Origin of the sequence: Flavobacterium algoris (genome assembly GCF_048158525.1) — a bacterium.
GTDB classification, from domain to species: Bacteria; Bacteroidota; Bacteroidia; order Flavobacteriales; family Flavobacteriaceae; genus Flavobacterium; species Flavobacterium algoris.
This window is the reverse complement of record NZ_JBLNKT010000012.1, coordinates 58,793-85,572: the sequence shown is the minus strand read 5'-3', so window position 1 is coordinate 85,572 and position 26,780 is coordinate 58,793. Positions and strand designations below refer to the sequence as shown.

Here is a 26,780-nt window from a genome sequence, read left to right as displayed (position 1 = left end):
TCTCTAACAATTTGAAGCTTTAAAGACATACTGTAATCGCGTTGGGTGCGTTTTACATAATTTATGTTTTCTTCCATAACGATCTTTTTTGTGTATCGCTATTTCAGGACGGGACATTTTAAATTAATAAAAAGCTCCCAAACACTTTTTGGGAGCTTTTTTTTATCCAAATATTATTTGACCCCTCAAAAAATACAAAATAGTTTTTTCAACAAAACAGAACTTTAATTATAAATACCCTATTTAAAATACCCTTTTTCGAATAATTACTAATTAATTTCAAAAACACATAATTAAGTACTTAGATTAAGTATTAATACTTATATTTGCGTAATAATACTTAATTAATGAGATTATGATTAAAGTAATAGTAGTCGGAAACGGCATGGTAGGTTACAAGTTTTGTGAAAAATTCATTACAAAATCAGGACATGAAGAATATCAAATCACCGTATTTGGAGAAGAACCAAGACGCGCATACGATAGAGTTCACTTGAGTGAATACTTTGCGGGTAAAAGCGCCGATGACTTATCATTATCAACCTCAAATTGGTATGAAGAAAATAACATAATCCTAAATACCTCTGAATTAATTACTGACATTAACAGAGAACAAAAAACAATACATACCCATTTAGAAAAAACGCATACTTACGACTACTTAGTTTTAGCTACAGGTTCCGCTGCTTTTGTTCCGCCTATTGAAGGTGTGGATAAAGAAGGCGTTTTTGTATACAGAACCATTGAAGATCTGGATGCAATTATGGCTTACGCCAAAAAAATAAAGCAAAATGGCGCTACAGAAGCTGCCGTCCTTGGTGGTGGATTATTAGGATTAGAAGCTGCTAAAGCGGTATATGATTTAGGATTAAATCCACATGTAGTGGAATTTGCTCCTCGATTGATGCCAAGACAGCTTGACAAAGGGGCGAGTGACATGTTGCAATCAAAAATTGAGGAACTCAACATTGGCATTCACCTTAACAAATCAACCCAATACATTGCTGGAGAACATGCCATTACGGGAATGATGTTTGAAGGAGATGATCTTCTAAAAGTGGATATGCTGGTAATTTCTGCAGGGATTAAACCCCGGGACGAACTAGGAAGAGTTTCCGGACTTGAAGTAGGCGTACGTGGAGGAATTATAGTAAACAACAAGATGCAATCTTCGGATCCTTATATCTATGCGATCGGAGAAGTAGCACTTTACAACCATATGATTTATGGTCTTGTTGCTCCCGGATATGAAATGGCCGATGTAGCCGCTGAACAAATCATGCAAGGCGCAAAAACGATGAGGGAAACCATCGATATGTCTACACAATTAAAATTAATAGGTGTTGAAGTGGCGAGTTTTGGTGATCCTTTTATAGAAAATGAGGACGTGACCGCCATTGTTTACGAAAACAAATTAAGTGGAATTTATAAGAGAATCAATGTTACCAAAGATTCCAAAACCTTATTAGGTGGAATTTTAGTGGGCGATTCAAGCGATTATAATGCATTGTTCCAAATTTACAGCAATTGCATGCCGTTGCCTAAAAACCCGGAAGATTTAATTCTTGGTTCCAGAGGCGGAGAAGCATCTTCTTTTGGAAGTGCAATGGATTTACCGGATACTGCTGTAATTTGTTCTTGTGAAAACGTTACAAAAGGCGCTATATGCTGCTCTATCATCGATGAAACTTGTACCACTTTTGGAGATGTTGTGAAAAACACCAAAGCTACAACAGGTTGTGGCGGCTGTAAACCGATGGTAGTTGACCTTGTGAAAGAAACTCAAAAATCATTAGGAAAAGAAGTTAAAGACACGATATGTGAGCATTTTCATTATAACAGACAAGAATTGTTTGATATCGTCAAAATAAATAAATACACCAACTATTACGAAGTAATCGACCATCACGGGAATGGCGATGGTTGCGAAGTTTGTAAACCAATAGTAGCCTCTATTTTCTCCAGTATCTATAATGATACCGCAAACAAACACGTCACCACTCAGGATACAAACGACCGATTCCTGGCCAATATTCAAAGAAACGGAACCTATTCTGTTGTTCCAAGAGTTGCTGGTGGCGAGATTACTGCCGAAAAATTAATTGTCATTGGACAAGTAGCCAAACAATTCGATTTATATACTAAAATAACTGGGGCACAACGGGTCGATTTATTTGGAGCACACTTGAACGATTTACCAAAAATTTGGAAAATATTGATCGAAAATGGTTTTGAAAGCGGACACGCTTATGGAAAATCATTAAGAGCCGTAAAAAGTTGTGTAGGAAATGCTTGGTGTCGTTACGGTATGGATGACAGTGCTGGTTTTGCCATTGAATTGGAAAATCGTTACAAAGGGATTCGTGCGCCACATAAAATAAAAGGAGGCGTTTCTGCTTGTATTAGAGAATGTGCCGAAGCAAGAGGAAAAGATTTTGGACTGATTGCCGTGGAAGGCGGCTGGAACCTCTACATCTGTGGAAACGGCGGCGCTAATCCAAAACACGCTGTTTTATTGGCCGAACAAATAGACAAAGCCACAGTTATCAAATATTTAGATCGTTTCTTAATGTATTACATCCGCACTGCCGGACCATTAGTTAGAACGGCTACCTGGCTAGAAAAATTAGAAGGTGGTATCGATTACCTGAAAGAAGTAATCATCTTTGACCGCTTGGAGATTTGTGAAACATTAGAAACAGAAATGGAATCACTCGTTGGTACTTTTGAATGTGAATGGAAGCAAGTACTTGAAAAACCAAGATTGATGAAACGTTTTAACCACTTCGTTAATTCTGATGATAAGGACGACAATATTGAATACGTGCCGTTAAGAGATCAAAAAATGCCAAAACCTTGGTAATAAAACGCAAATAGTATAATCTTTTCTCCATCTCAACTTCAACAATTTATTTAAATATTTCGCATTCGCTAAAAAAGTTGTTGAAGTGATGAAAAATAAAAACATATAAAAATGGAAGATATCTTAAGTCAATATGAAACTGTACATCCAAACGATGTGAAAATATGGTTTAAAGCTGGAAAAATCAAAGACTTTCCCAGCAATAGAGGAGGTTGTATCAAATACAAAAACAAACAAATTGCTATTTTTAATTTCGAAAGAAGAAATGAATGGTATGCCTGTCAAAATGTTTGCCCGCACAGAATGGAAATGGTACTATCCAGAGGTATGACAGGGTCTGCAGATAACATTCCTAAAATTGCCTGTCCAATGCACAAGAAAACTTTTTCTCTAGTTGATGGTTCCAATCTGAATGGAGAGGAATATTCAATTGCAACCTACCCTATAAAAGTTGTAGAAGATGAAGTATTCGTTGGCTTTTTGGAATAATTATGTATCTTTGATTTTAAACATTTCAAATGACAGCCACACCATTCCAGAACGCCAGTAAATGGATTGACGCAGAGAATGCTCAAGATCCAAACCACGAAACATACCAAGCTACAACGTATCCAAAGGAATTATTATATTCGAATCGAATGTATGAAAGGCTAATGGATTTTCATCCAGATGCTTCTGAAGCAGTTCAGATTGCCTCTAAAGCACAACATATTTGCCGATGGAAAATAGCAAGGGAATCCTACCCTATGGACCGTGTGGGTTATTTAAAATGGCGCGAAGATTTGAAAAAATTTCATGCCAAAACAGCCGCTCTTATTTTAGAAAAAGCAGGTTACAGCGAAGAATTTATTGCCAGAGTTTCTTTTCTGATCGAAAAAAAATTACTGAAGAAGGACGAGGAAACGCAACTTTTAGAAGATGTAATTTGCTTAGTGTTTCTAGCGTATTACCTCGACCCTTTTGTACAGAAACACGACAGGGAAAAAATGAAAAATATTATTCTTAAAACTTGGAATAAAATGTCTGAAAAAGGACATCAGGAAGCCTTAAAAATCAACTACAGCGCTACGAATCTTGAATTGATAAAAGAGGCTCTTGGATTGTAATTTGATTTCGTTATGAAAAGCAAAGCCAAAGAGTCTGCCGATAAAAGTACTTTCAAAAAATTAAGGCGATTGTATATTTTCGCTCTTTTGACCATTGCTATCACGGTAGTATTGAGTCAACTTCTTATTCAATATAATCTTAAAAGACAGTTGAGTGATTCCCGAATAATAAATATTTCGGGAAAACAAAGAATGCTGAGCCAGAAATTGACTAAAGAAGTTTTAATTTTAAATTTCGTAACCGATACTGCCAAAAGCAAACAAGAAATCTTTCGTATTAATGAAACACTTTCGCTTTGGAAAAGTACGCATTACAATTTAGAAAAAGGAAATGACAGTCTTGGTTTCCCTAAAGAAAAAAGTCCGAATCTCTTAGCGTTATTTACTTCCATAAAACCTCATTTTGATAGTATTGTTAGTGCCACCACACAATTTTTAATAAACAATAAGGAACACAAAAACAAAAAAGAAAATCAAAAATTAGTGCAGACTATCCTTGAGAATGAAGGTGTTTTTCTTTTGAAAATGAACCAAATTGTAAGTAAATACGACCACGAAGCACTGGATAAAGTAACGCTGCAACGCAAAACAGAATATGTGATATTTGGTTTTACTTTATTGATTTTATTATTAGAATTAATTTTCATTTTTAAGCCTACAAACCAAAAAGTAGAAAAACTAATTTCTAAACTATTGCTATCTGAAAAGAAGGCTTTAAAACTGGCCTATAACACTGAGATAATTAGCGAAATAAAGGAAAACTCTGTTAAAGAATTAAAATCACTCAATTATGCAATGGAAAACACATTGCTCTATTGCCGTGTTGCACCAGATGGTTCACTAATACATATTGGTGAAAAATTCTCTAAATTACTTCAGTATAATCCCTTCGTTTCTGACAAAACATTCTCGCAAGTATTAACGCCAATAGAAAAGGAACAACTCACAATCAGTAGAATTATTTCGGAAAAACAGCGCAGTGGCTGGCAAGGAGAACTCAATATAACCAATAGAAAAGGAGAATCCCTTTGGCTGGATATATCAATGGTTCCTGTAACCATAAAAAAAGAGGAATCTGAATTGTTGATTATCTGTTTTGATATTACCGAACGTAAAAAAGCAGAACAAGAAGTCGAACGATTGAATACCGAAAACGTAACCAATAAAATCAATCAGCAGAAGATTATTTCGAGTAAAATTGTCGAAAATCAGGAAAACGAGCAAAACAGGATTGCCAGAGAAATTCACGATGGAATTGGGCAAATGCTTACCGGTTTAAAATTCAGCTTGGAAAGTATTAATCTGGATGACAAAGAAAAAGCTGCCCAAAAAATAGAATATCTAAAAAAATTATCGCTTGACATTATAAAAGGAGTTCGTACCGCCACATTTAACCTAATGCCACCGGAATTGAGCGATCATGGAATTGTTTCTTCTATTGCAAAACTGACTCAGGAATTATCAAAACTGACAGGGAAAAATATCCTTTTTTATAATAAAACTAATTTTGATAAACGACTGGATTCTTTAATTGAAATCAACATCTATCGACTGACACAAGAAGCGATTAATAACGCTCTTAAATATGCCGAATCGACCCATATAATTGTACAGTTATCGCATAGTAGTACCATTTTGAGTATTACAATTGATGATAACGGAAAGGGATTTGATATCAATGCTGCCGAGAAAAAAAGAAATAGTGAGTCCGGAATGGGATTGCTTTTTATGAAAGAAAGGATTCAATATATTAATGGTCGGGTTTTCATCAATTCGATTCCAGACGAAGGGACTCGTATTACTTTCAATATTCCTATATAATCCACTGAATTTTACAAAATTCATTCTTTTTTCAATCCAAATAAAATAATTTCATTAGAATACGTATCTTAGCCTTTATTTTTAGGTTAATATACGTAATAATCAGGTTTCAAAATTAAGTAAGTTATGAGTAATACTATTCGAGTTGTTCTGGCAGATGATCATGTATTTGTAAGAGATGGTATCAAATCATTATTAGAAAACGAAGTCAACATAGAAGTTGTAGGCGAAGCTACAGACGGCTTAGAAGCCCTAAAAATAATAGAAACAGTAAAACCTGACTTACTGATTTTAGACATTCGTATGCCTAATTTAACCGGTATTGAAGTAGTTGAAAAACTAAGAAGTCAAAACAATATGGTAAAAATTGTTATGCTTTCTATGCATGAATCCGAGGAATACGTATTAAAATCAATCAAAGCCGGAGCTGATGGATACTTACTTAAAGGTTCCAGTAAAGAAGAGTTTCTTAAGGCAGTTCACACCATTGCTAATGGCGGAAAATATTTTAGCGGCGACATTTCGTCTATATTAATTGGGCAGCTTAGTAATCCATCCGGGACAATAGAAGCAAAACAAACATTAGACGAAGAACAGCTAATAACCAAAAGAGAAAAAGAAATTCTTAAACTTTTATTATCCGGGAAAGGCAATAAAGAAATCGCTGAAGCTTTGGACATCAGTAAACGTACAGCTGAAGTACACCGTTTTAATTTGATGAAAAAATTGAAAGTAAAAAATCTTATGGAACTTTCTAATAAAGCCACAGAATATTCTTTACTCTAATCCTTTTAAAGGCCACTTTTTGTTTGCACTAATAAAAATACGTACACAATAATACTAAAAATACGTATAAATACTTAATTATTTTTAAAAACATGCGTTTTAGCAGGTTTTACATAAGCCTTAATACTTAATTTTGATAAAAAATATAAGTATTATGAAAAATTCAAACTCATTATCCCAATCGCATAAAATTTTGTTTTTAAATACACTTGCCTTTACTATATGTTTTGCTTGTTGGACTTTAAATGGTGTTTTAGTTACCTTCTTAGTAGACAATGGTATTTTTAAATGGAGCGTTGTCCAAGTGGGCTGGCTTCTTGGAATTCCAATTCTGACAGGTTCTATTATGCGTTTACCAATCGGTATTTTAACTGATAAATTTGGGGGTAAATATGTATTCTCCATACTACTGCTGCTCTGCTCTATTCCTTTGTTTCTACTTCCTTTAGCGGATAGCTTTTTCTTGTTTGCGCTTTTAAGCTTTTTGTTTGGTATGGTAGGAACCAGTTTTGCTGTTGGTATTGGATTTACTTCTATTTGGTATCCAAAAGAATGGCAAGGAAGAGCATTGGGAATTTTTGGAATGGGAAATGCGGGAGCAGCTATCACTACATTCCTTGCCCCTTCATTATTGAATCATTTTTCAGTAGAAGACCCTCAAAATGGTTGGAAATTATTACCCATTATTTACGGAACAGCCTTAGTAATTATTGGATTTGTCTTCTTAGTTTTTGCAAAAAATAAAAAAATAGAGAACCAAACAAAAACAGTAACTGAAATGCTTCAGTCATTAAAAAGTGCCCGAGTTTGGAGATTTGGAGCTTATTATTTCTTAGTTTTTGGATGCTTTGTTGCCTATTCACAATGGTTATTACCAAACTTTATGAATGTGTATCAAACCAGTTTGGTTATGGGTGGTTTGTTTGCTACGATGTTTAGTTTACCTTCTGGTGTGATTCGTGCTTTTGGAGGTTACTTATCAGATAAATTTGGTGCACGAAAAGTGATGTATTGGGTATTATCGTCTTCAGTAGTATTGAGTGCTTTGTTGATGGTTCCAAAAATGGATATCACAACTTCAGGACCAGGTGTTATGGCTGGTAAAAAAGGAACGATAACCGCTGTTACTGAAACGAATGTAAAAGTAGGAGATAAAGACTTTCCAATCAATAAAAAGGTAGAAAAACCACTTGAAAGTTCTATTTTCCCAACCAAAAACTCATGGCAAGAAGTCGTTGTGACGCAAAACCAAGATGTTAAGAAAAAAGAATTATTAGCCAAAGGAATTACTGCAATCCATTTTGATGCAAATATGTGGGTGTACTTAGTTTTAGTAATCCTGATTGGTATTTCTTGGGGAATTGGGAAAGCAGCCGTTTACAAACACATTCCTGAATATTTCCCGACAGAAGTAGGTGTTGTAGGTGGAATGGTAGGAATGATAGGTGGTCTTGGTGGTTTCTTTGGACCAATTATCTTCAGTTATTTATTGACTGCAACCGGAATTTGGTCAAGCTCTTGGGTATTTATCCTGCTATTCTCAGCGATTTGTTTGATTTGGATGCATTTCACGGTAACCAAAATCATGAACGAAAAACAACCTACGCTATCCAGAGAAATGGAACGTAAATAATAATACTTTTTTGAATGGTTTAATTGGGTTAAAAAAGTTGTTAATAATCACACAATAAACTTCATTTAAAAAAGAGTAGCAAAACTTTCAATTCCTCTAGAAAGTTTTTACTTCATACACGGGCGTAACACTTTCTATTACGGTTTTACGTCTTGTGTAGAAGCTACAAAAATTAACCGCAAATTCACAGATTTTAAAGCTGTGAGTTTGCGGTTTTTGTTTTAAATGTAATTTTTTGCAATGAAATAAATATATATTTTATATTGAAACGCGAATGCTTGTAAGTTATTTGATAACTTTACAAAAATGTGCTGAATTATGAAATCTAATAAAAACAGGTTATCATTTTTATTTTTTACTCAATTTTAACATTGCATTTGCAACATTTAAAGTTGATTTATCATAATGCTCATGACCATATCCAAAATTCTCATTTAACTCATAAAATAATCTATAAATATCAAAAGCATTTTGAGAATCTGAAATCCATTTTACAATTATTTCTAAAATCTCATTCATATTGGTTTGAAAAGTCATTCTACCATCAGACAATCTAATCCCATTATTATCGGACTTTCTCTTACCATTATTTAAGAAAATATTCTTTTCGTCATAAATAATATCTCTAATTTCTTTGTATTCTTTTCCTTTTGGTAAATACTCCATAAGTAGTTTGCGAATTCCTTTATAATAAATATTATATTTTTCTTCGGGATTTTCAAACTCTTTACCGATTAATCGACGTAATTCATCTATTTCTTCTAAACTACCAGTTTCAGAGTTAAAACTTAATTGCTTACCAATTTTTTCATTAGATTTTTGAAGAATTTCTAATCTTTCTAAATCAGCTTTGGAAATTTCTAAATCTTCTTCTTTCCTAATTTTTTTGTTTTCATCTTCAATCATAACTACTAAAATTTAATTTCTAAAATGGATTTTATTTTTTCACTTGCTTGCTTCAAATTTTTATCATCCCAAGAAATAGGATTTAATTTTTTCAAAGATTCAGAATAGTCCGGATAAAATTCTCTAAAAGCAGCATGATAACTTTTCTTATATAACTTATCTTGATACCAAGTAAAAAATGAATAAACGATTGACTCATGTAATTCATTTTCCTTTGCAAATTTTGACACTAAATAAGCATTATTAATATATTTTTTAATGTAATGAAACTTCTCTTCGCTTAAAAAAATATCTCTCGCAAAAGAATCAGCTTTCTCTTCAATTAAAAACAAATCATTATCTCCAGTTAAATGAAAACTATTAGTTTCAATTAAATCAAAATCAAATAACACATGATGTAACTCGTGCATTAATGTAAACCAGAGAGTTGGATATTTTTTATTAAAGTCTGTCAAAACAATACAAGGCTTGCCCTTTATGATAAATGTCGCTCCTTTAACTTGTGTTGTAGAAAGATAGCTTTGAAAAATAACCGTAACTCCAAGATTATATAATGCTCTGCAAACAGTGAAAAGTCCATTTTGCAAATCTTGTGAATATGGTTTGATTTTTACTATTAAATCTTTTAATCTTTCACGATTATATTCATTTGGATTATCAATAATTTTAAAACTCTGATAAGCTGATTTTATCCAAAAATCTTTCATTTTATCTGAAAAATTTCTTTTAACCCGGCTATATAGAGGCTCGTCAAGTTGTTCTTCGTAGTCACTTATTGAGCTAAAACCAAAAAAAGATAACACTTTATCAACTAATACTTCAGTATCATCACTATTATTAAAGAAACCAAGTTTGGTTAAAGCTTTAATGTCAAAATTCTTAACTAAAAATGTTGCTTTTCTTGCATTTTCAATTGAAGAAATATTTTCTCTGCTTTGATTTTTTAAAACAACATTAATAAAATCATTAATATCAATATTCAAAAACTCTGAAATTTTGACAATATTTATAAAATTTGGTTGTTTTGCTGTTCCTGAAATTATTTCTTCAAAAACATCTTTGTCAATATTAAGTAATTTTAGAGCTTTTGTTTTACTTAAATTATATTCAACTAATTTAGTTTCAAAAACTTCTCTTACATCAACATAATTATCCTCTAAAAAAATTGATTGTAGTAATTTATTAATGTCTGTAGACTTCATATAAAAGGTATTTACCCCGCAAATATAAACAAAATATAGAAATAAAAAAACACTTAAAGGGTAATTACCCTCGAAAAAAATATTACATAATTAAATAAACGTCCCACTCACCGCAAAATTTCCGACTTTGAGAAAGTGAAAATCGGTCTGATACCGAAAAATAAAACCTCAAAGTCCAAGACTTTGCGGAGCGATAAAAGTCGCAAATAATTATCTAACGCTACGGTCATCGTTCATATTCTGACCAATCTAATATCAATTTCTCTATCCACATAATTCCATTCTTCTGTTTTACGAAGTGCTTCTAAAAGTTCTTCAAAAGCAGCGGCATCATCTGGAGCATATTCAAACCAAGTCAAAAAATCAAAAGGTTCACCAATATCTCTAGAGTGAAATAACTTTCTGGCAATTGCAGGTAAATATTTCATTCCCGTTTGCGTATGCTGGGATTTATTTTCCATTATTTTTCTACGTTCATCTTGCGCGAGATTCCACCATGCTTCTGATTTTCGGATGGGAATAAATGCAGCTAAAGTAGCTTCGGATCGACCTAAATCTTCTTGAATGGCAACTAATTTATCTTTATCTTCTTTCTCCGTGTACCTAAGATTACTCACAATTCCTTTTAGGGTCCAAATTCCTTTATTAGATGAAATTAAAGAACTTGAAATCTTTTTTATGTGAGAAATGGACTCGATTGGCTCTCCTTTCAAAGCGACCATTGAAGTTACTTTCCACTCCCCGATATTACCTCCTATAAAATCGAAAATTGTTTTATTCATATTGATTTATTTTTACAATTAAACATTTATGTTTACACAAAAAATCCCTGAAATGGCTCAATATCTCAGGGATTCTTAACTTAACTAAACAAATTAAACTAAACCAAAAAATTAACTTTTATACACCATTCCCATATCTTCAATAGAGAATTTATCGGTTAATAGATGTAATAGTTTATCTCTTAACTCTATATATTCGGGCATTTTTACGATTTCGATTTTATTTCTTGGTCTTGGCAAATGAACGGCAACAATTTCTCTGATGGTTGAAGCAGGACCATTATTCAATACCACAATTCTATCCGATAAAAACAATGCTTCTTCGATATCATGCGTAATCATTACAATCGTTTTATCTCTATTGTTTAAGTTCCATAATTTCAAAACTTCTAATTGCATGGTTCCTTTGGTAAGTGCATCCAAAGCTCCAAAAGGTTCATCCAATAATAAAACGCCAGGGTTTATAGAAAATGCTCTTGCGATTGCCACCCTTTGTTTCATTCCACCGGATAATTGCCCCGGTAATTTATCTTTGTGCTCGTATAAATTAACCATTTTAAGGTTTTTCTCTACGATTTCATGTTTCTCTTTTTTGGAACAATTCATTACAGAATCAACTGCTTGAAAAATGTTTTGATCCACAGTTAACCAAGGCAACAAGGAATAATTTTGAAAAACAATTCCGCGATCTGGTCCTGGTCCTTTTATTTTTTGATTGTCTAATTCAACCGTTCCGCCTGTTGGCGTAATCATTCCTGCAATAGCATTCATAATTGTTGATTTCCCACATCCTGAATGTCCAATGATGGATACAATTTCTCCTTTTTTGATAGAAAGATTAATATCTCTTACTGCAATATATTTTCCTTTTGGAGTTGGAAATGAAATTTCCAAATCTTTAATTTCTAAATAGCTCATAATAGTTATTTTTATTTGGTTAAGCTTTGTAAGCCACTTTGTTTTCGATATAAGTAAATAATTTGTCAAAAAGTAATCCTACAACACCTATGATAATGATGGCTGATATTACTTTTTCTAAACTTAATGCATTCCAGCTGTCCCAAACAAAGAACCCAATTCCTGCACCACCAGACAACATTTCGCCGGCAACAATTACCAACCAGGCCACACTGATACTCAAACGCAATCCTGTAATGATATGAGGCAAACTGTACGGAATTAAAATTTTGGTCAGGTAACGCATTTTGGAAAAACCAAAAGCTTTAGCTACGTTTTTATGATCTTGTGGAATCGATGCCACACCAAAAGAGGTATTGATAAGTGTAGACCACAATGAGGTAATAAAAACAATAAATATAGTAGCCATACCAGTATCTTTGAACACAACCAAACCAATAGGGAACCAAGCTAACGGGGAAACAGGTTTTAAAAGCTGTACAATTGGATAAAAAATTTGTTTGCATATTGAACTTGCTCCCATCAATATCCCAATTGGAATAGCGATTAATGAACCCAATAAAAATCCCATCAACACTGTTTTTATTGAACTGAATAATTGCAATCCAATTCCTTTATCATTTGGTCCGTAATCATAAAAAGGATCACGAATCATTTCGTATAATACAGTTAATGTAGCTTTTGGATCAGGAAGAGCTCCTTTAGTATAATAACTTAATAAGCTCCAAAATCCTCCAAAAACAAATAAACCTAAACTGGCTAATGCCAATGATTTTATTTTTACAAGTACTGTATTAAGGATCAATTTGAATTTAATATTTTCAGATGCTACAACAGTATTGCTTTCAGTCGAAACGCTAATTACTTGGTCTAAGGCATCAACGGTTAATGTGTTTTTATCAGACATTTTATTAAAATTTAGTTCAATTATGTATTTTGTATTCTTTAAAAACCCGCACTATTTTACTGTAGCCATACACAGGACTGCATCGCTACAGTAATTAAGGATTCCGTTTATTGTAATCTATCTTTTTACCACTTTTAAATAAGCCGCAGGGTTTGATGGGTCAAAAACTGTTTTATCCATAGTAAGAGAAAAAGGTTTCATATCATCGTTTGGAATTTTCACTTTCATGCTCTTTGCTACTTCTTCATACAAATCTTGCAACACTAGTTTATCAGCAATTGCTTTATAATTAGGAGCTTCTTTCAAATATCCGAATCGTACGAATTGTGCCATCGCCCAAATTGCGTAGGATTTACGAGGATAATTTACCATTCCGCCTTTGTAAAACAACATGTAGTTATTAGAATATACTTCAGTTCCTTGGTTGCAACCTAAATTATAATCACCCATTAATCTTGATTCAATAACGTCTGCCGGAGCATTTACATAAGGAGCTCTACCAATAATTGCAGCCGCTTTTTTACGATTAGATGGATTATCTAACCAGATACAAGCTTCCATAATGGCTTTCATTACTTTTTTAAGGTCTTCTCTACGTTTTGAACTAAATTCCTTATTGACAACCAATGCTTTTTCAGGATGATCTTTCCAAATATCTTGTGAAGCAATTTGAGTAAAACCAATTCCTTGTTTTACAGCAACTCCGCCCCAAGGCTCCCCTACACAGTATCCATCCATGTTACCTACTTTCATGTTAGCGACCATTTGCGGAGGAGGAATTGTAATGATTTTTACCGCTTTTTGATTCAAACCTGCAATAGACATCCAGTTACGCAACCATAAATCGTGCGTTCCTCCAGGAAAAGTCATTGCAAAGGTTACTTCTTTCTCCGCTTTTAATTTGGCAGCAACCACTGGCGCTACTTTATTCATTTGCTTGAAACCTACTTTTCCACAAAAATCATTAGAAAGTGTTATGGCTTGACCGTTTACGTTTAGCATCATCGCAATCATCATTTCAGATCCTGCTTTTCCTCCTACTCCAGTGTACACTGAAAAAGGCATGGTATATAAACAATGTGCTCCGTCTAATTCACCTGTTAGGATTTTGTCACGAACATTCGCCCATGAAGATTCTTTGGTTACTACAACCTCAACTCCATATTTTTTGAACAGCCCTAGTTCTTTTGCCATAACAATTGGAGAACAATCCGTTAAGGGAATAAACCCTAATCGTACTGGATCATTTTGAGCACTTATTGTTGTAAAAGCCGAACTCAATACTACTAACAAGGTCAACAGAACTCTTTTGAAAACCCTTGTTATTTCTTTATTTGAATTTTTCATTTTATTTGTTTTTAAAAATTGAATACTATAATTTATTTTTTAGCTAAAAAGTTAGGTTTAATATTTAGCATCACATAAGCAAATTGTGGGCTAAGATCAGGGTTTGTAACATTTTTAACCGCTGCAGAAGCCATTGAATTGGTAGCTTTCATGTAAGAATACCCAGCTTCGATGTTGATCATTTTAGTCAAATTATATTTTACTAACAAATCTACTTCAGTACCTAAATAAGAACTTAATTTTCCTCCTGCTCCATTAGATAATGTATTCGCAGCTTCAAAACCATGAACATCTAATAGTAAAGTAAGATTGTCTCTCATATTGTATTTAGCTTTGAAGAAATAGTTTAACAATCCTTGTTTTCCAAAACCATTCGCAGCGTAGAAATAATCCATACTTCCCCAGAATTTGTGAGGTGTTCCGTAAAGTGGGTCAAAACGATTGTTATCAGTTGTAGCTGTTACAGCTTTTATACCGTCATCACCAGATAAATAATCAATACCAGGCCCTACAAATAATTTTCTTCCTACTTGTAATGTTGATGTTATTGAAGCTAGATTAGCACTTATAGATCTTCCGTCTTTGTCATGTCCTCCTTGGTGATACACACTTCCGGTAAGGTTCAGTTTTCTGGCAATAGTTGAATTAAAGTAAAAACCGGCAGTATTACGACTCCAAACTCCTTCTCCATACACTTTAGTAGTTACTGCAGGTGTTCCTGAAGTTACATTGGTATATTTGTTGAAATCATCTTTAAAGAATAAAAACGAGATATCACCAAAAGAAAGTTTCTTTCCTATATAAGCGTACTGAAACGATTTGTACATCGTACCTATTCCATTCGTACCAGCGCCATAAGCTGAATTTGTTCCATTGTAAACGGTACCTGTACCAAGTTCTTTGTTTTGGTTAAAAGCAGCTCCAACGTCAGCAATCCAACCTTTATTTGCAAATTTGAATACAATTGCATCGTGTCTTCTACCTTGTTGTAACCAATCTAAACCTCCCAATACTTTTTGGTCATCATAAGAGATTTCTTGACGTCCTATTTTTAAAGATAAATTTTGAATAGTACTAGTCGTATCGTTTAACATAATCTCTCCCCAAGCTTCGTGTAACATGATACCATTATTTGCTTCAGTAGTTGTTCTGTTTATAGAAGAAGCATCTTGACCCCAAACGCGTACGTCTTGTAATGCCATAAATACTTTGAATCTATATCCCGTGAATCCTAAATTTAATCGTGCTCTTTGAGAATTGAATAATGCTGCTTTTTCCCCATCTTTTTGCAAAGTTCCTTGTCCCGCTCTAATTTCAGTTCTTTCTCTAATTTGTCCTGTTGCGGTTAATTGAGCTTTCGCTTCATTGTGGCTTAAAAAGGTTAAGGCGATGCCTAAGAAAATAGATTTTGAAAGATTTGCACTTGAAATGCTCCCTTTTTTTAAACCTTGAATATTTAGTAATGTGGTTTTAATCTTTTGCATAATCATATGTTTTAATTAGTATGAAGTAAATTTACGTAAGTACTAATACTTACGTACAATGTAAAAAACAGATACAAATAGCTTTTTAACACGATAAAACAAGGAAGTAAAACAGTTTATTTTATGCGAAAAAGCAGTAAATATCGCTCAACGCAGGTATAGCTTGACTTGAGTAGAATTAAATACGTAGAAAAAAATACGCACTTATAAAATTTGATTGGGTAGTAGTTTGATAATAGACTTTTAAAAGGTGGTCAAATCAATTATCGTTTGAAGAATGAAATACTTAAAAAGTAATAGGAAGGGTAGAAAACATAATAAGCATAAAAAACAGCAATCTAAATCTAAAGGTATTTGTGTTCCTGTATTTCCGATTTTAATTTATCGGTATTAGTTAATCCAATTTTCTTACCAACGGCCTTAATAAGTAATTCTTTTTTTAAACTCGAAATCACCCGTATCACTTGCTCTTCGGTGGTTCCTGCAAAATCGGCAATTTCTTTTCTGGACAAATCAAGTCCTATTACACCATTTGACTGACCAAATTTTCTATGAATGTATAATAAGGTATCAATTACTCTTTCACGCACATTCATATGTGCAATTTTGCGAATATTATTCTCGCTTTTATTCAGTTCTTCTGCATAAAACAGCATCAAATCAAAAGTAAACTCAGGAACATTATGAAGTATTTCGAGCATATCTTCATTACTAAAATTACATAATGTAGTATCTTCGAGCGCATAAGCACCTATAAGATAGCGCTTACTGGTACCAAAACCTCTAAACCCGATTGTATCTCCATCCTTTGTTAATCGTACAATTTGTTCTCTTCCGTTGATACCTGTTTTTACCGTCTTTACCTTTCCTTTATAAATAAAGTACAAACCCTGAATTGGCGCACCTTCAATGATAAATTGTTGTGATTTTTTACAAGTAAAACTACGCTTTCTATCGATGTAACTTTTCATTTGTTCTAAATGAAGATGCTTTTTAATGAAACAATTTTCATTTATGCAGCTGCTACAAGTGGTTAATTCTTCTTTCATACGAAGCTAATATTTATTTTTAAAAGGAATATGGTATCGCCATTCTTCATTATTTTTTATGATTTTGAATCATGGCGATGTCATGGCTAAAATTTAAAATCGTTCACAAAATGATTTGGTACCAAATATTTATTTTACCCAAAATTATAAAATAAAATCCACTCAATACGTATTAATACGTAAAAATACTTATTTTTACACTTTCTGTAAGATTAAAACAGATCAATATACTAAGCTTTCATTATTAATAAAGAAATTCAATAATGCAAAATTCAGAAATCAAAACTACGTGTTCCTATTGTGGAGTAGGATGCGGAATTATAGTAACCAATGATTCTAAAAATGGAGTCACCGTTACAGGCGATAAAGACCATCCGGTGAATAGAGGCATGCTTTGCTCGAAAGGGATGAATCTTCATTATGTAGTCAATGACACTTCCGACAGGATTCTCTATCCAGAAATGCGATGGAGTAAGTCCCATCCTATGGAAAGAGTGAGCTGGGATACTGCTTTGGATCGTGCAGCAGCTGTCTTTTCGTCTATAATAAAAAAATATGGTCCTGACAGTGTTGGATTCTATATTTCTGGACAATGCCTTACGGAAGAATATTACTTGGTAAACAAACTGGTAAAAGGATTTCTGAAAACCAATAATATCGATACCAACTCCCGTTTGTGCATGAGTTCAGCGGTGGCAGGTTACAAAAAAACATTTGGTGAAGATTCCGTACCAATCGCTTACGACGATATTGAACTGGCAGATACATTTTTGATAACAGGAGCTAATCCTGCTTGGTGTCATCCTATTCTTTTTAGACGAATCGAACAACACAAGGAAAAAAATCCTAAAACAAAAATCATTGTAATCGATCCTCGCAGAACGGATTCGGCTTTAGCTGCCGATTTGCATTTACAAATCATTCCAGGCACTGACATTATTTTATATCACGCTTTGGCCAAAAGGTTAATCGAAAAAGGATATGCCGACACTGATTTCATTAAAAACCATACTGAAAATTTCAAATTATATAAAGACCTTGTACTTTCCAGTTCCTTAGAAAAAGCTTCTAAACTTTGTGGCGTTCCTTTGAATGACATTAAATTAGCTGCTGAAATCATTGGTAAAGCCAAAGGATTTCTTTCGCTTTGGGCAATGGGATTGAATCAAAGTGCTATTGGCGTAGATAAAAATACAGCTTTACTTAACCTTTCTTTATTAACCGGACATATAGGAAAACCAGGTTCTGGACCTTTTTCATTGACTGGTCAACCTAATGCTATGGGTGGTCGTGAAGTAGGTGGAATGGCTAATTTACTGGCTGTACACAAAGAACTAAACAATCCGGTACATCGTAAAGAAGTAGCTGATTTTTGGGGAGTTGAAGACCTATCCGAAAAACCGGGATTAACGGCTACTGAAATGTTTGATGCTTTGGAATCTGGAAAAATGAAAGCGATTTGGGTTATTTGTACCAATCCAATGGTAAGTTTACCAGACTCCCGAAGAGTGGAAAAAGCGTTGGCTAATGCCAAATTTGTGGTCGTTCAGGATATTTCTCATAATGCGGATACGTCAAAATTTGCCGATTTATTATTGCCTGCAGCGGGTTGGTTAGAGAAAGAAGGAACCATGACCAATTCTGAAAGACGAATTTCCTATTTGCCGAAAGGCATTAATGCACCGGGAGAAGCACTACCGGATGTGGAAATTCTGACTCGTTTTGCTAAAAAAATGAATTTCACCGGCTTCAATTTCAACAGCACCGAAGATATCTATAAGGAACATTGTCTAATGACAAAAAACACCAATATCGATATTTCCTTTTTAAATTACAATCGTCTAAAAAACGAAGGCACTTTTCAATGGCCAGTTCCTGATTATGGACATCCTGGAACACCACGTTTATTTACCGATAAAAAATTTTATACGCCTTCGCAAAAAGCAATTTTTAATATCCCAACGGCTATTGAAAATACTTCGGAACAACCAAATGACCAGTTTCCATTCATTCTTACCACGGGTCGAATAAGAGACCAATGGCATACGATGACTAAAACCGGTAAAGTGTCCCGATTAATGACGCATATTCCGAGTCCTATGCTTGAAATAAATCCTATTGATGCCTACAAAGCATCCATTAATAATGGCGATATTGTTGTAGTAACCAGCAAAAACGGAACGGTTCGTGTAAAAGCGAAAGTTTCAGACACTATTAGAGAAGGCGTGTTATTCTTGCCAATGCACTGGGGGAAACAATTGGAAAATGATTTGAACAGAACCAATAATTTGACCAATACACTCGTAGATCCTGTATCAAAAGAGCCTGATTTCAAGTTTACCACTGTTTCTGTAGCCAAATATGTAAAACCTTTCGAAAAAATCGCGGTTGTGGGTGCTGGAGCGGCGGCTTTCCGATTCATTCAAAACTACAGGGAAATCAATACTTCTGATGAAATTATTGTTTTTTCAAATGAAGAAAATCCATTTTACAACAGGGTGTTATTACCGGAATACGTGACTGCGGAACTTTCTTGGGAACAGCTTTTAAAAATAAAAGATGAAGCCTTAAGTAAGCTAAATATCACTATGAAATCAGGTGTTTCAATTGATAACATTAACACCAAAGAAAATATAATTCTAGATAGTGATGGCTTCACCCATTCTTTTGATTCTTTAATTTTAGCAACCGGAAGCCGACCTTTTATTCCTGAAAATGCACAATTGCATTTGCCGGGACGATTCACAATCAGAAAAAAAGAAGATGCAGACCGATTAAAAAACTATTTGGATAACACTAATTTAGTTGCAGAAGAGCAACATGTAGTTATCGTAGGTGGTGGATTATTAGGATTAGAATTAGCTGCAGCCTTAAAACATAAAAAAGTAAAAATCACGATAATTCAAAGGGCTTCCCGATTAATGGAACGTCAATTAGACCGAATTTCGAGTAAATTACTTGCCGAAGAAGTGCAACTGCGTGACATTCAAATTTATTTTGATAATGAAGTCAGTACCGTATTCGAAACAGACAATCCAAACGAATTAGAAATTGCCCTGAAAAGTGGTCGAATTATCACTGCCAATGCCATCGTATACACCATTGGTACTATTCCAAATATAGAATTAGCCAAAGAATCAGGAATTTCCTGTGGACGTGGTGTAAAGGTGAATCAGTATTTACAATCATCGAATCCAAATGTATTTGCTATTGGTGAAATCGCTGAATTCAACAACCAGTTATTCGGAATTACTTCAGCAGCCGAAGAACAGGCTGATGTACTAGCGAATTATATGGCCGGGGATATCAGCAGTTTTTACAAAGGCTCCGTTTTAATGAATATATTGAAACTGGAAGATATAAATTTATGTAGTATTGGCGAAGTAGAAATCCCAGACAATGACGATTCTTACGAAGAAATTGTGTTTGCCGATTTAGGAAAAAGATACTATAAAAAATGCATCGTCAAAAACGACTTGTTGGTAGGTGCTATTTTGATGGGTGATAAAAACGAATTTGCCGAATTCAAAACCATGATTGAAAGCAAAATCGAATTATCAGATAAAAGAAATACGCTGCTTAGAGGAAGTTCGAATACTAAACCGGTAATAGGTAAATTAGTTTGTTCTTGCAGTCAAGTAGGAAGCGGAAATATTGAAGAAGCCATAAAAAGTGGCGTGACCAATTTCACCGAATTATGCAAAACCACAGGTGCTGGATTAGGTTGTGGAAGTTGCAAAACCGAAGTGAAAGAAATCTTATCAAAATGCAAATAATAGTTAGCAGTATTCCGTAATCAGTTAATAACTGAATACTAAAAACTGTAAACTGAACACTAAAAAATATGGAATTGACAAGACTAATAGTAAAAGGAGGCGTGATTTCACCAGGTGAATTACGAGTAATTGTAAATATGGCTTTAGAACAAGGATTGGATTCCATCTCCTTTGGTTCTCGACAAGACATTATATTCCCTAAAGGCTTCACTCCTATTGAAAAGGAAAAAAGTGGTAAGAATCATTTTGTTTATCCCAATGAAAAAAGTGGAAACAACATTGTTTCTTCCTATGTTTCCACTGATATTTTCAGAAATACCCCTTGGCTTACAGGGAATAAGTTTTTATATATTTTAGAGCAATTTAAAGAACAACCCGAGCTAAAAGTAAACATCACCGATCCAAAACAACAGTTAGTTCCTTTATTTACAGGACACGTTAACTTTATTGCTTCGGATCATGAAGATTATTGGTTTCTATACATCCGTTTGCCTAATTGGGATAAAATGGAAATGTATCCCGTACTGATTTACAGTTGGAATATTGCCGAAGTATATTATGCCATTGAAAAAATACTCGAAGAAGAACCTGATTCTGTAGATATGATTTTTCAATTGGTCAGCGATGCTTTGGACACTAATAACAGAACCATTGACAAACCTTTAAACATTCCCTTCTACCCATTTCCTTATTATGAAGGAATGAATCGATTGGGAATTGATCAATATTGGTTGGGATTGTATTGGAGAAATAATCTCTATGATTTAGAGTTTTTGAAAGAAATGTGCGATTTATGTTTTGACTGCAAAATTGGAAAAATATGCATTACGCCATGGAAATCATTTATTATAAAAGGGATCCCAAAAGACCGAAAATTAGATTGGGAAAAATTCTTGGGTAAAAAAGGAATTAACGTTCGTCACTCCTTATTGGAATTGAACTGGCACTTACCCGTTGCGATGGAATGGGCTTTGAATCTTAAAACTTTTCTGGTTCGAACGTTAGATCAGTTTGACATTAGTACTTACGGACTTACCTTTGGTTTATCAGAATACAATCGTGAGGGACATTATTTCACTTCGATTGTGGTCGAAAAAAATGAATTGCCAAAAGACTTAGAATCCATCAAAATTAGAGATACGTACAATGTTTTGTACGCCAAAAATTTTGATCCAAATACCAAAGAATATATTGTTCATGCGCAAGATGTAGACAAACTGGAGCTACCAACCATTTTAATTGAATTGAGTAGAAAATATTTTGAAGATTTAGGAAATTTAGTTGTTGAAGTAAGCAAAACAGCCACCAAAAAAGAAAAAGCAGCACAAGACATTCATCAATGTCCGGAATGTTTGACTTTATACAATTCAGAATACGGCGATGTTACTCGAGGAATCGAAAAAGAGACTTTATTTAAAGACTTACCTGTAGACTATTGCTGTTCCTTGTGTGAATCTCCAAAAAGTAATTTTATAGTATTAACAGGAGAAAAACTGGACACTTTATTATAATCCAAAAAAAGCAGTCACGAATTATACTAATTATTTTAAAATTATAAGGACTTAATTTGTGAAATTCGTGGTTCAAAAAAACTCAAAACACTGATTACTACCAAAACCAATTACAATATGAATACCACCTTCAAAACAGTAAGTTCCTCTCACATAACAATTTCTGAATTAATGCTGCCTTCTCACACTAATTTTAGTGGCAAAATACATGGAGGTTATATTTTGTCATTACTCGATCAAATTGCTTTTGCCTGTGCTTCAAAGTTTTCCGGTAATTATTGCGTAACGGCTTCTGTAGATACGGTAAATTTCTTAAAACCTATTGAAGTGGGTGAATTGGTAACCATGAAAGCCAGCGTAAATTATGTGGGAACCAGTTCTATGATTATTGGTATTCGTGTGGAATCAGAAAATATTCAGACAGGAACCGTTAATCATTGTAATTCGTCTTATTTTACAATGGTTTCAAAAGACAAAGAGGGCAAAAATGCAGCCGTTCCCGGATTAATCCTTACGAATCTAAAAGAAGTAAGTCGGTTCCAAAACTGTGTGAAACAAATTGCTTTGAAAAAAGAAAGAGAATATCAAAAGAGCATTTCCACTTTTGGATCTATAGAAAATATTTTGAGTTTGAATCAGTATAATATCAAGGTGGAGTTGCAATGATAATTAATAATAGGCTAAAATTGAAATAGTCGTGGTTTGTAACCCAGTTATGTTTAGCTGTTACAAAACGTTTTATTATTATTATTATTTTTATTTCTAAAAAATCAGTGCGAGTAAACGAATTCTATATTTTTGTTTTTAATTAGGTAGCAAACAATTTATCCGTCATATTGTAACTACCCTCAATAAAGAATTTGAGTCCTAAAATTCTTTTTTAGTTTCGCTAATTTATACCATTATTACTTACAATAAGACAAGCGCCCCATTATTCTATCAAAACTATAAGAGCCCTACTGCGATATCCAGATACTCTAATCCCTTTTTAAAGAATTATTTTTCCATAAGTTGACTCTGTAACGGATTTTAGAAAAGAACCATAGTTTTTATCTATTAAAAATAAATTTCAATACTGATTTTTATATGTATATTCGTTATCTAGAAAATAAAAACAATTACAATATGGAAAATAACACAAATCCAATCGCATCTTCTTACAATGTGAACACTGAAAGCAAATGCCCATTTAATCATGGTGCAAGTGCTGGTACTCCGGCAAAGCAAGGTGCTGGTTCTGCTCCGGCAAATCGGGAATGGTGGCCAAATCAATTGAAATTAAACATCTTACGCCAACACGGTGCGTCATCTAACCCGATGGGAGAAACGTTCAACTATGCGGAAGAGTTCAAGTCTTTAGATTTTGCAGCCTTGAAAAAGGACATCATGGATTTAATGACCACTTCACAAGACTGGTGGCCAGCAGATTATGGTTTTTACGGTGGTCTATTCATCAGAATGGCTTGGCACAGTGCAGGTACGTATCGCATCGCGGACGGACGTGGTGGGTCTGGAGCTGGAACGCAACGTTTTGCACCGCTAAACAGTTGGCCAGACAATGCCAACTTAGATAAGGCTCGTTTGTTACTTTGGCCTATCAAACAAAAATATGGCAGAAAAATTTCTTGGGCTGATTTATTGATTTTAACTGGTAACTGTGCTTTAGAGTCGGCTGGTTTTGAAACTTTTGGTTTCGCTGCCGGACGTGAAGATGTTTGGGAACCAAATGAAGATATTTATTGGGGTTCCGAGCGCGAATGGTTAGGTGACAATCGTTATAATGGAGAACGCGAATTAGAGCAACCTCTTGCTGCAGTTCAAATGGGATTAATCTATGTAAATCCAGAAGGACCTAACGGAAACCCAGATCCAGTATTAGCAGCGCACGATATTCGTGAAACTTTTGCCCGTATGGCAATGAATGATGAAGAGACTGTTGCATTAAGTGCAGGTGGACACACACTTGGTAAAACCCATGGTGCGGCAGATCCAGAGAAATATGTTACTGCTGAACCAGCAGGAGCAAGTATCGAAGAACAAAGTAAAGGTTGGAAAAACAGTTTTGGTACCGGTAATGGTGGAGATACAATTACTAGTGGTTTAGAAGGGGCATGGACTACCACTCCGTCTAAATGGAGCAATAACTATTTCGAAAATTTATTTGGTTATGAGTGGGAATTAACCAAAAGTCCCGCAGGTGCGCACCAATGGAAACCAAAAGATGGTGCAGGAGCTGGTTTAGTGCCAGATGCTCACGACCCATCAAAAAGTCACCAACCGTTTATGTTGACAACAGACCTTTCTCTGCGATTTGATCCTGCTTATGAAAAAATATCAAGACGTTTTCTAGAGAATCCAGCCGAATTCAATGATGTATTTGCTAGAGCATGGTTCAAGCTAACACACCGTGATATGGGTCCAAAGACTCGCTATTTAGGACCAGAAGTTCCTGCTGAAGAATTAATTTGGCAAGATCCTATTCCTGCAGTAACACATGAATTGATTAATGATGAAGATATTGCTTTATTAAAAGCAACAATTTTGGCTTCAGGATTATCCGTTTCTCAATTGGCATCAACTGCCTGGGCTTCAGCATCAACTTTCCGTGGATCTGACAAACGTGGTGGAGCAAACGGTGGTCGTATTCGTCTAGAACCTCAAAAAGATTGGAAAGTGAATAATCCTTCTCAATTGGAGAAAGTTCTAGAAACACTTGGTCAAATTCAAAAAGAATTCAACAACGCTAATTTTGGCGGTAAGCAAGTCTCCATTGCTGATTTAATAGTCTTAGGTGGTAGTGCAGGAATTGAAAAAGCAGCAAAAAATGCTAATCATGATGTGAAAGTGCCTTTTACTCCAGGAAGAACAGACGCTTTACAAGAACAAACAGATGTAGATTCATTTGCAGTTCTTGAGCCTCAAGCAGATGGTTTCCGTAATTACATTAAAACAAAATATACGGTTTCAGCTGAGGAACTCCTTATTGATAAAGCACAATTGTTAACACTATCTGTACCAGAAATGACAGCACTTGTTGGTGGTATGCGTGTATTGAATACGAACTTTGATCACTCGCAAACGGGAATTTTCACAAAACGTCCAGAGGCTTTAACGAACGATTTCTTTGTAAACCTACTTGATTTAGGTACAACTTGGAAAGCGGTTTCAGAATCGGATGACGCATTTGTGGGTACCGATCGTAAAACAGGTGCAATCAAATGGGTTGGAACTCGTGTGGATCTTATTTTTGGTTCTAATACAGAGCTAAGAGCCATTGCTGAAGTTTATGGCGCTGTAGATTCTCAAGAAAAGTTTGTTAAGGACTTTATTGCAGCGTGGACTAAGGTAATGAACCTAGACCGTTTCGATTTAGTTTAATTACAGCCTTATAGAATAGTACTAAAGGTGGTCTGGTAACGGACCACCTTTTTTATTTCTTTTTGATCTGCTTTTTCCATTTTAAGCTACATTCCATTTTGCTTCTGTTTTTAAGTACTACACCAAAATAATAAAAATTCGCTCTCTTTCCTCATTCTCCTTATCATTTTCATGGTATCGTGACCGACAAAGAAGAAATCTAAAACCAAATCCTATACCGCTATTTTTTTAAAAATTCAGTTTCAAGGCACAAGCAGAAAGTTCCTGTAAACTGGGCCGTTATCTTTAGGAGCAAAACGAGTGGCGTTTTCAAGAACGAATCTTCCCGCTGTCCGCTGTATCTCTTCACTACGCTACGAGGATGCCGCTACCATCAGGGCTAGGAATCACGAACTTTTTTCATAATACCGTTTCCACAATCTGGTCATTGCGAGGAACGAAGCAATCACACTTAAATATTCCTCTCAAAAGTAAGAAGTAACTACAAAATTTCTCTTTATCAAAAAAGCTTATAAGTCGTTCATGAACCGCGTTACAAACGCTACGTTTTGCACTATTAAAGTAGGTACTCGTTGAAAACGAGCCAGAGATAGTTTAAATAAATATAATATTATGTTGGAATTTCAGTGGTCTTTTAGAAGCTAGCGCGAGCGTCCCGCTCGTGCCCACAATCAATATCAGTTCCTGTCTATTTCCAGAATCGTTTGATCGTCACAACCATAATTTCTGGCACTGCTATATTTCCAATCTACAGCATCAGTTACAAATCCAGTTTCAACAGGATTGTTGTGAATGTATTTTAGTTTTTGCTCAAATACGTTCAACGACCAAATCTCGATAGGATTATTATGTTGTTGCCAAAACTGTCTATTCGTGACATTACTATTCTTTTTTCCTGCTCTTTCAAACATCCATAGCATCCATTCTTTTCTGCTTTCTTGTGGATTTTCCTCAATTGTTTTTACTATTTTCTTTGAAGTATATCCTTTAAAATCTCTTATCAACCCGGAGGGGTCATTTAATGACGAACGGAATATAAGATGGATATGACTTGGCATAATGCAATATCCATAAATTTCCATGCCTTTATTTTTTCTGCAAAAATCTAACGATTCTATAATGCACCAGAAATAATTGTCTCTAGTAAATACATCAATCCAATTGACAACAGCGAAACTTATAAAATATGCACCGGATTTTTCAGCAAATTTGTATTTTCTACTCATTGGTTATAAAATAAAAATTGACTTAGGTTTGTGGGCACGAGCGTAAGCCAGTACTTTAAGAAATATTTACAGGAATTAGTTTTCA

At 34.4% G+C, this 26,780-nt stretch carries 19 protein-coding genes; 10 read left to right on the top strand and 9 right to left on the bottom strand.

All coding sequences use genetic code 11. The features are described 5' to 3' along the window. Nucleotides 1–355 precede the first annotated feature (355 nt). The 6 genes from nirB to ACM55I_RS08550 all read left to right on the top strand — a co-directional run bounded on the left by nirB (nt 356) and on the right by ACM55I_RS08550 (nt 8,209). Nucleotides 356–2,863: a nitrite reductase large subunit NirB gene (gene nirB / locus ACM55I_RS08575; protein WP_416846354.1), complete on the top strand. Its 2,508-nt coding sequence runs from the start codon at nt 356–358 to the stop codon at nt 2,861–2,863. 111 nt (nt 2,864–2,974) lie between these two features. Then, nucleotides 2,975–3,352, top strand: a complete 378-nt coding sequence (nirD, locus tag ACM55I_RS08570) for a nitrite reductase small subunit NirD (RefSeq protein WP_416846353.1) — start codon at nt 2,975–2,977, stop codon at nt 3,350–3,352. Between the two features lie 29 nt (nt 3,353–3,381). After that, complete coding sequence (locus ACM55I_RS08565) at nt 3,382–3,969, top strand: DUF4202 domain-containing protein (protein WP_416846352.1); 588 nt, start codon at nt 3,382–3,384, stop codon at nt 3,967–3,969. A gap of 12 nt (nt 3,970–3,981) precedes the next feature. Next, nucleotides 3,982–5,790, top strand: coding sequence for a sensor histidine kinase (locus ACM55I_RS08560; protein WP_416846351.1), 1,809 nt, complete (start codon nt 3,982–3,984; stop codon nt 5,788–5,790). Between the two features lie 126 nt (nt 5,791–5,916). Continuing rightward, nucleotides 5,917–6,576: a response regulator transcription factor gene (locus tag ACM55I_RS08555; protein WP_416846350.1), complete on the top strand. Its 660-nt coding sequence runs from the start codon at nt 5,917–5,919 to the stop codon at nt 6,574–6,576. Between the two features lie 154 nt (nt 6,577–6,730). Then, a complete protein-coding gene (locus ACM55I_RS08550; protein WP_416846349.1) occupies nt 6,731–8,209 on the top strand; it encodes an MFS transporter in 1,479 nt (492 codons plus the stop codon). A gap of 348 nt (nt 8,210–8,557) precedes the next feature. On the opposite strand, the gene ACM55I_RS08545 is transcribed toward ACM55I_RS08550, so the two are convergent. The 8 genes from ACM55I_RS08545 to ACM55I_RS08510 form a co-directional block, all read right to left on the bottom strand. Continuing rightward, entirely contained in the window at nt 8,558–9,115 is a 558-nt protein-coding gene (locus ACM55I_RS08545; protein WP_416846348.1) for a hypothetical protein, read from the bottom strand. Nucleotides 9,116–9,120: 5 nt separating this feature from the next. Then, nucleotides 9,121–10,317: an ImmA/IrrE family metallo-endopeptidase gene (locus ACM55I_RS08540; RefSeq protein ID WP_416846347.1), complete on the bottom strand. Its 1,197-nt coding sequence runs from the start codon at nt 10,315–10,317 to the stop codon at nt 9,121–9,123. A gap of 233 nt (nt 10,318–10,550) precedes the next feature. Beyond that, the gene (locus ACM55I_RS08535) at nt 10,551–11,099 is read right to left on the bottom strand and encodes a chlorite dismutase family protein (protein WP_416846346.1); all 549 of its coding nucleotides are present in this window, start codon (nt 11,097–11,099) and stop codon (nt 10,551–10,553) included. Nucleotides 11,100–11,210: 111 nt separating this feature from the next. Beyond that, nucleotides 11,211–12,017, bottom strand: a complete 807-nt coding sequence (locus tag ACM55I_RS08530; protein WP_416846345.1) for an ABC transporter ATP-binding protein — start codon at nt 12,015–12,017, stop codon at nt 11,211–11,213. Nucleotides 12,018–12,036: 19 nt separating this feature from the next. Further along, a complete protein-coding gene (ntrB, locus tag ACM55I_RS08525; RefSeq protein WP_416846344.1) occupies nt 12,037–12,924 on the bottom strand; it encodes a nitrate ABC transporter permease in 888 nt (295 codons plus the stop codon). 117 nt (nt 12,925–13,041) lie between these two features. Next, the gene (locus ACM55I_RS08520) at nt 13,042–14,271 is read right to left on the bottom strand and encodes a CmpA/NrtA family ABC transporter substrate-binding protein (protein WP_416846343.1); all 1,230 of its coding nucleotides are present in this window, start codon (nt 14,269–14,271) and stop codon (nt 13,042–13,044) included. Between the two features lie 32 nt (nt 14,272–14,303). Continuing rightward, nucleotides 14,304–15,755 carry an alginate export family protein gene (locus ACM55I_RS08515; RefSeq protein WP_416846342.1) on the bottom strand — a complete coding sequence of 484 codons (1,452 nt, stop codon included), beginning with the start codon at nt 15,753–15,755 and terminating at the stop codon, nt 14,304–14,306. Between the two features lie 344 nt (nt 15,756–16,099). Beyond that, nucleotides 16,100–16,804: a Crp/Fnr family transcriptional regulator gene (locus tag ACM55I_RS08510; RefSeq protein WP_416846341.1), complete on the bottom strand. Its 705-nt coding sequence runs from the start codon at nt 16,802–16,804 to the stop codon at nt 16,100–16,102. A 263-nt stretch (nt 16,805–17,067) separates the two neighbouring features. On the opposite strand from ACM55I_RS08510, the gene ACM55I_RS08505 reads away from it, so the two are divergent. The 4 genes from ACM55I_RS08505 (at nt 17,068) to katG (ending at nt 25,469) form a co-directional block, all read left to right on the top strand. Continuing rightward, nucleotides 17,068–20,580, top strand: coding sequence for a molybdopterin-dependent oxidoreductase (locus ACM55I_RS08505; protein ID WP_416846340.1), 3,513 nt, complete (start codon nt 17,068–17,070; stop codon nt 20,578–20,580). A 68-nt stretch (nt 20,581–20,648) separates the two neighbouring features. Then, nucleotides 20,649–22,091, top strand: a complete 1,443-nt coding sequence (locus ACM55I_RS08500; protein ID WP_416846339.1) for a rubredoxin — start codon at nt 20,649–20,651, stop codon at nt 22,089–22,091. A 117-nt stretch (nt 22,092–22,208) separates the two neighbouring features. Next, a complete protein-coding gene (locus ACM55I_RS08495) occupies nt 22,209–22,757 on the top strand; it encodes an acyl-CoA thioesterase (RefSeq protein ID WP_416846338.1) in 549 nt (182 codons plus the stop codon). 459 nt (nt 22,758–23,216) lie between these two features. Then, nucleotides 23,217–25,469, top strand: coding sequence for a catalase/peroxidase HPI (gene katG / locus ACM55I_RS08490; protein WP_416846337.1), 2,253 nt, complete (start codon nt 23,217–23,219; stop codon nt 25,467–25,469). Nucleotides 25,470–26,146: 677 nt separating this feature from the next. Here katG and ACM55I_RS08485 read toward each other — a convergent pair. Beyond that, nucleotides 26,147–26,695 (bottom strand): REP-associated tyrosine transposase, encoded by a 549-nt coding sequence (locus ACM55I_RS08485; RefSeq protein ID WP_416846336.1) that lies wholly within the window; start codon nt 26,693–26,695, stop codon nt 26,147–26,149. Nucleotides 26,696–26,780 lie beyond the last annotated feature (85 nt).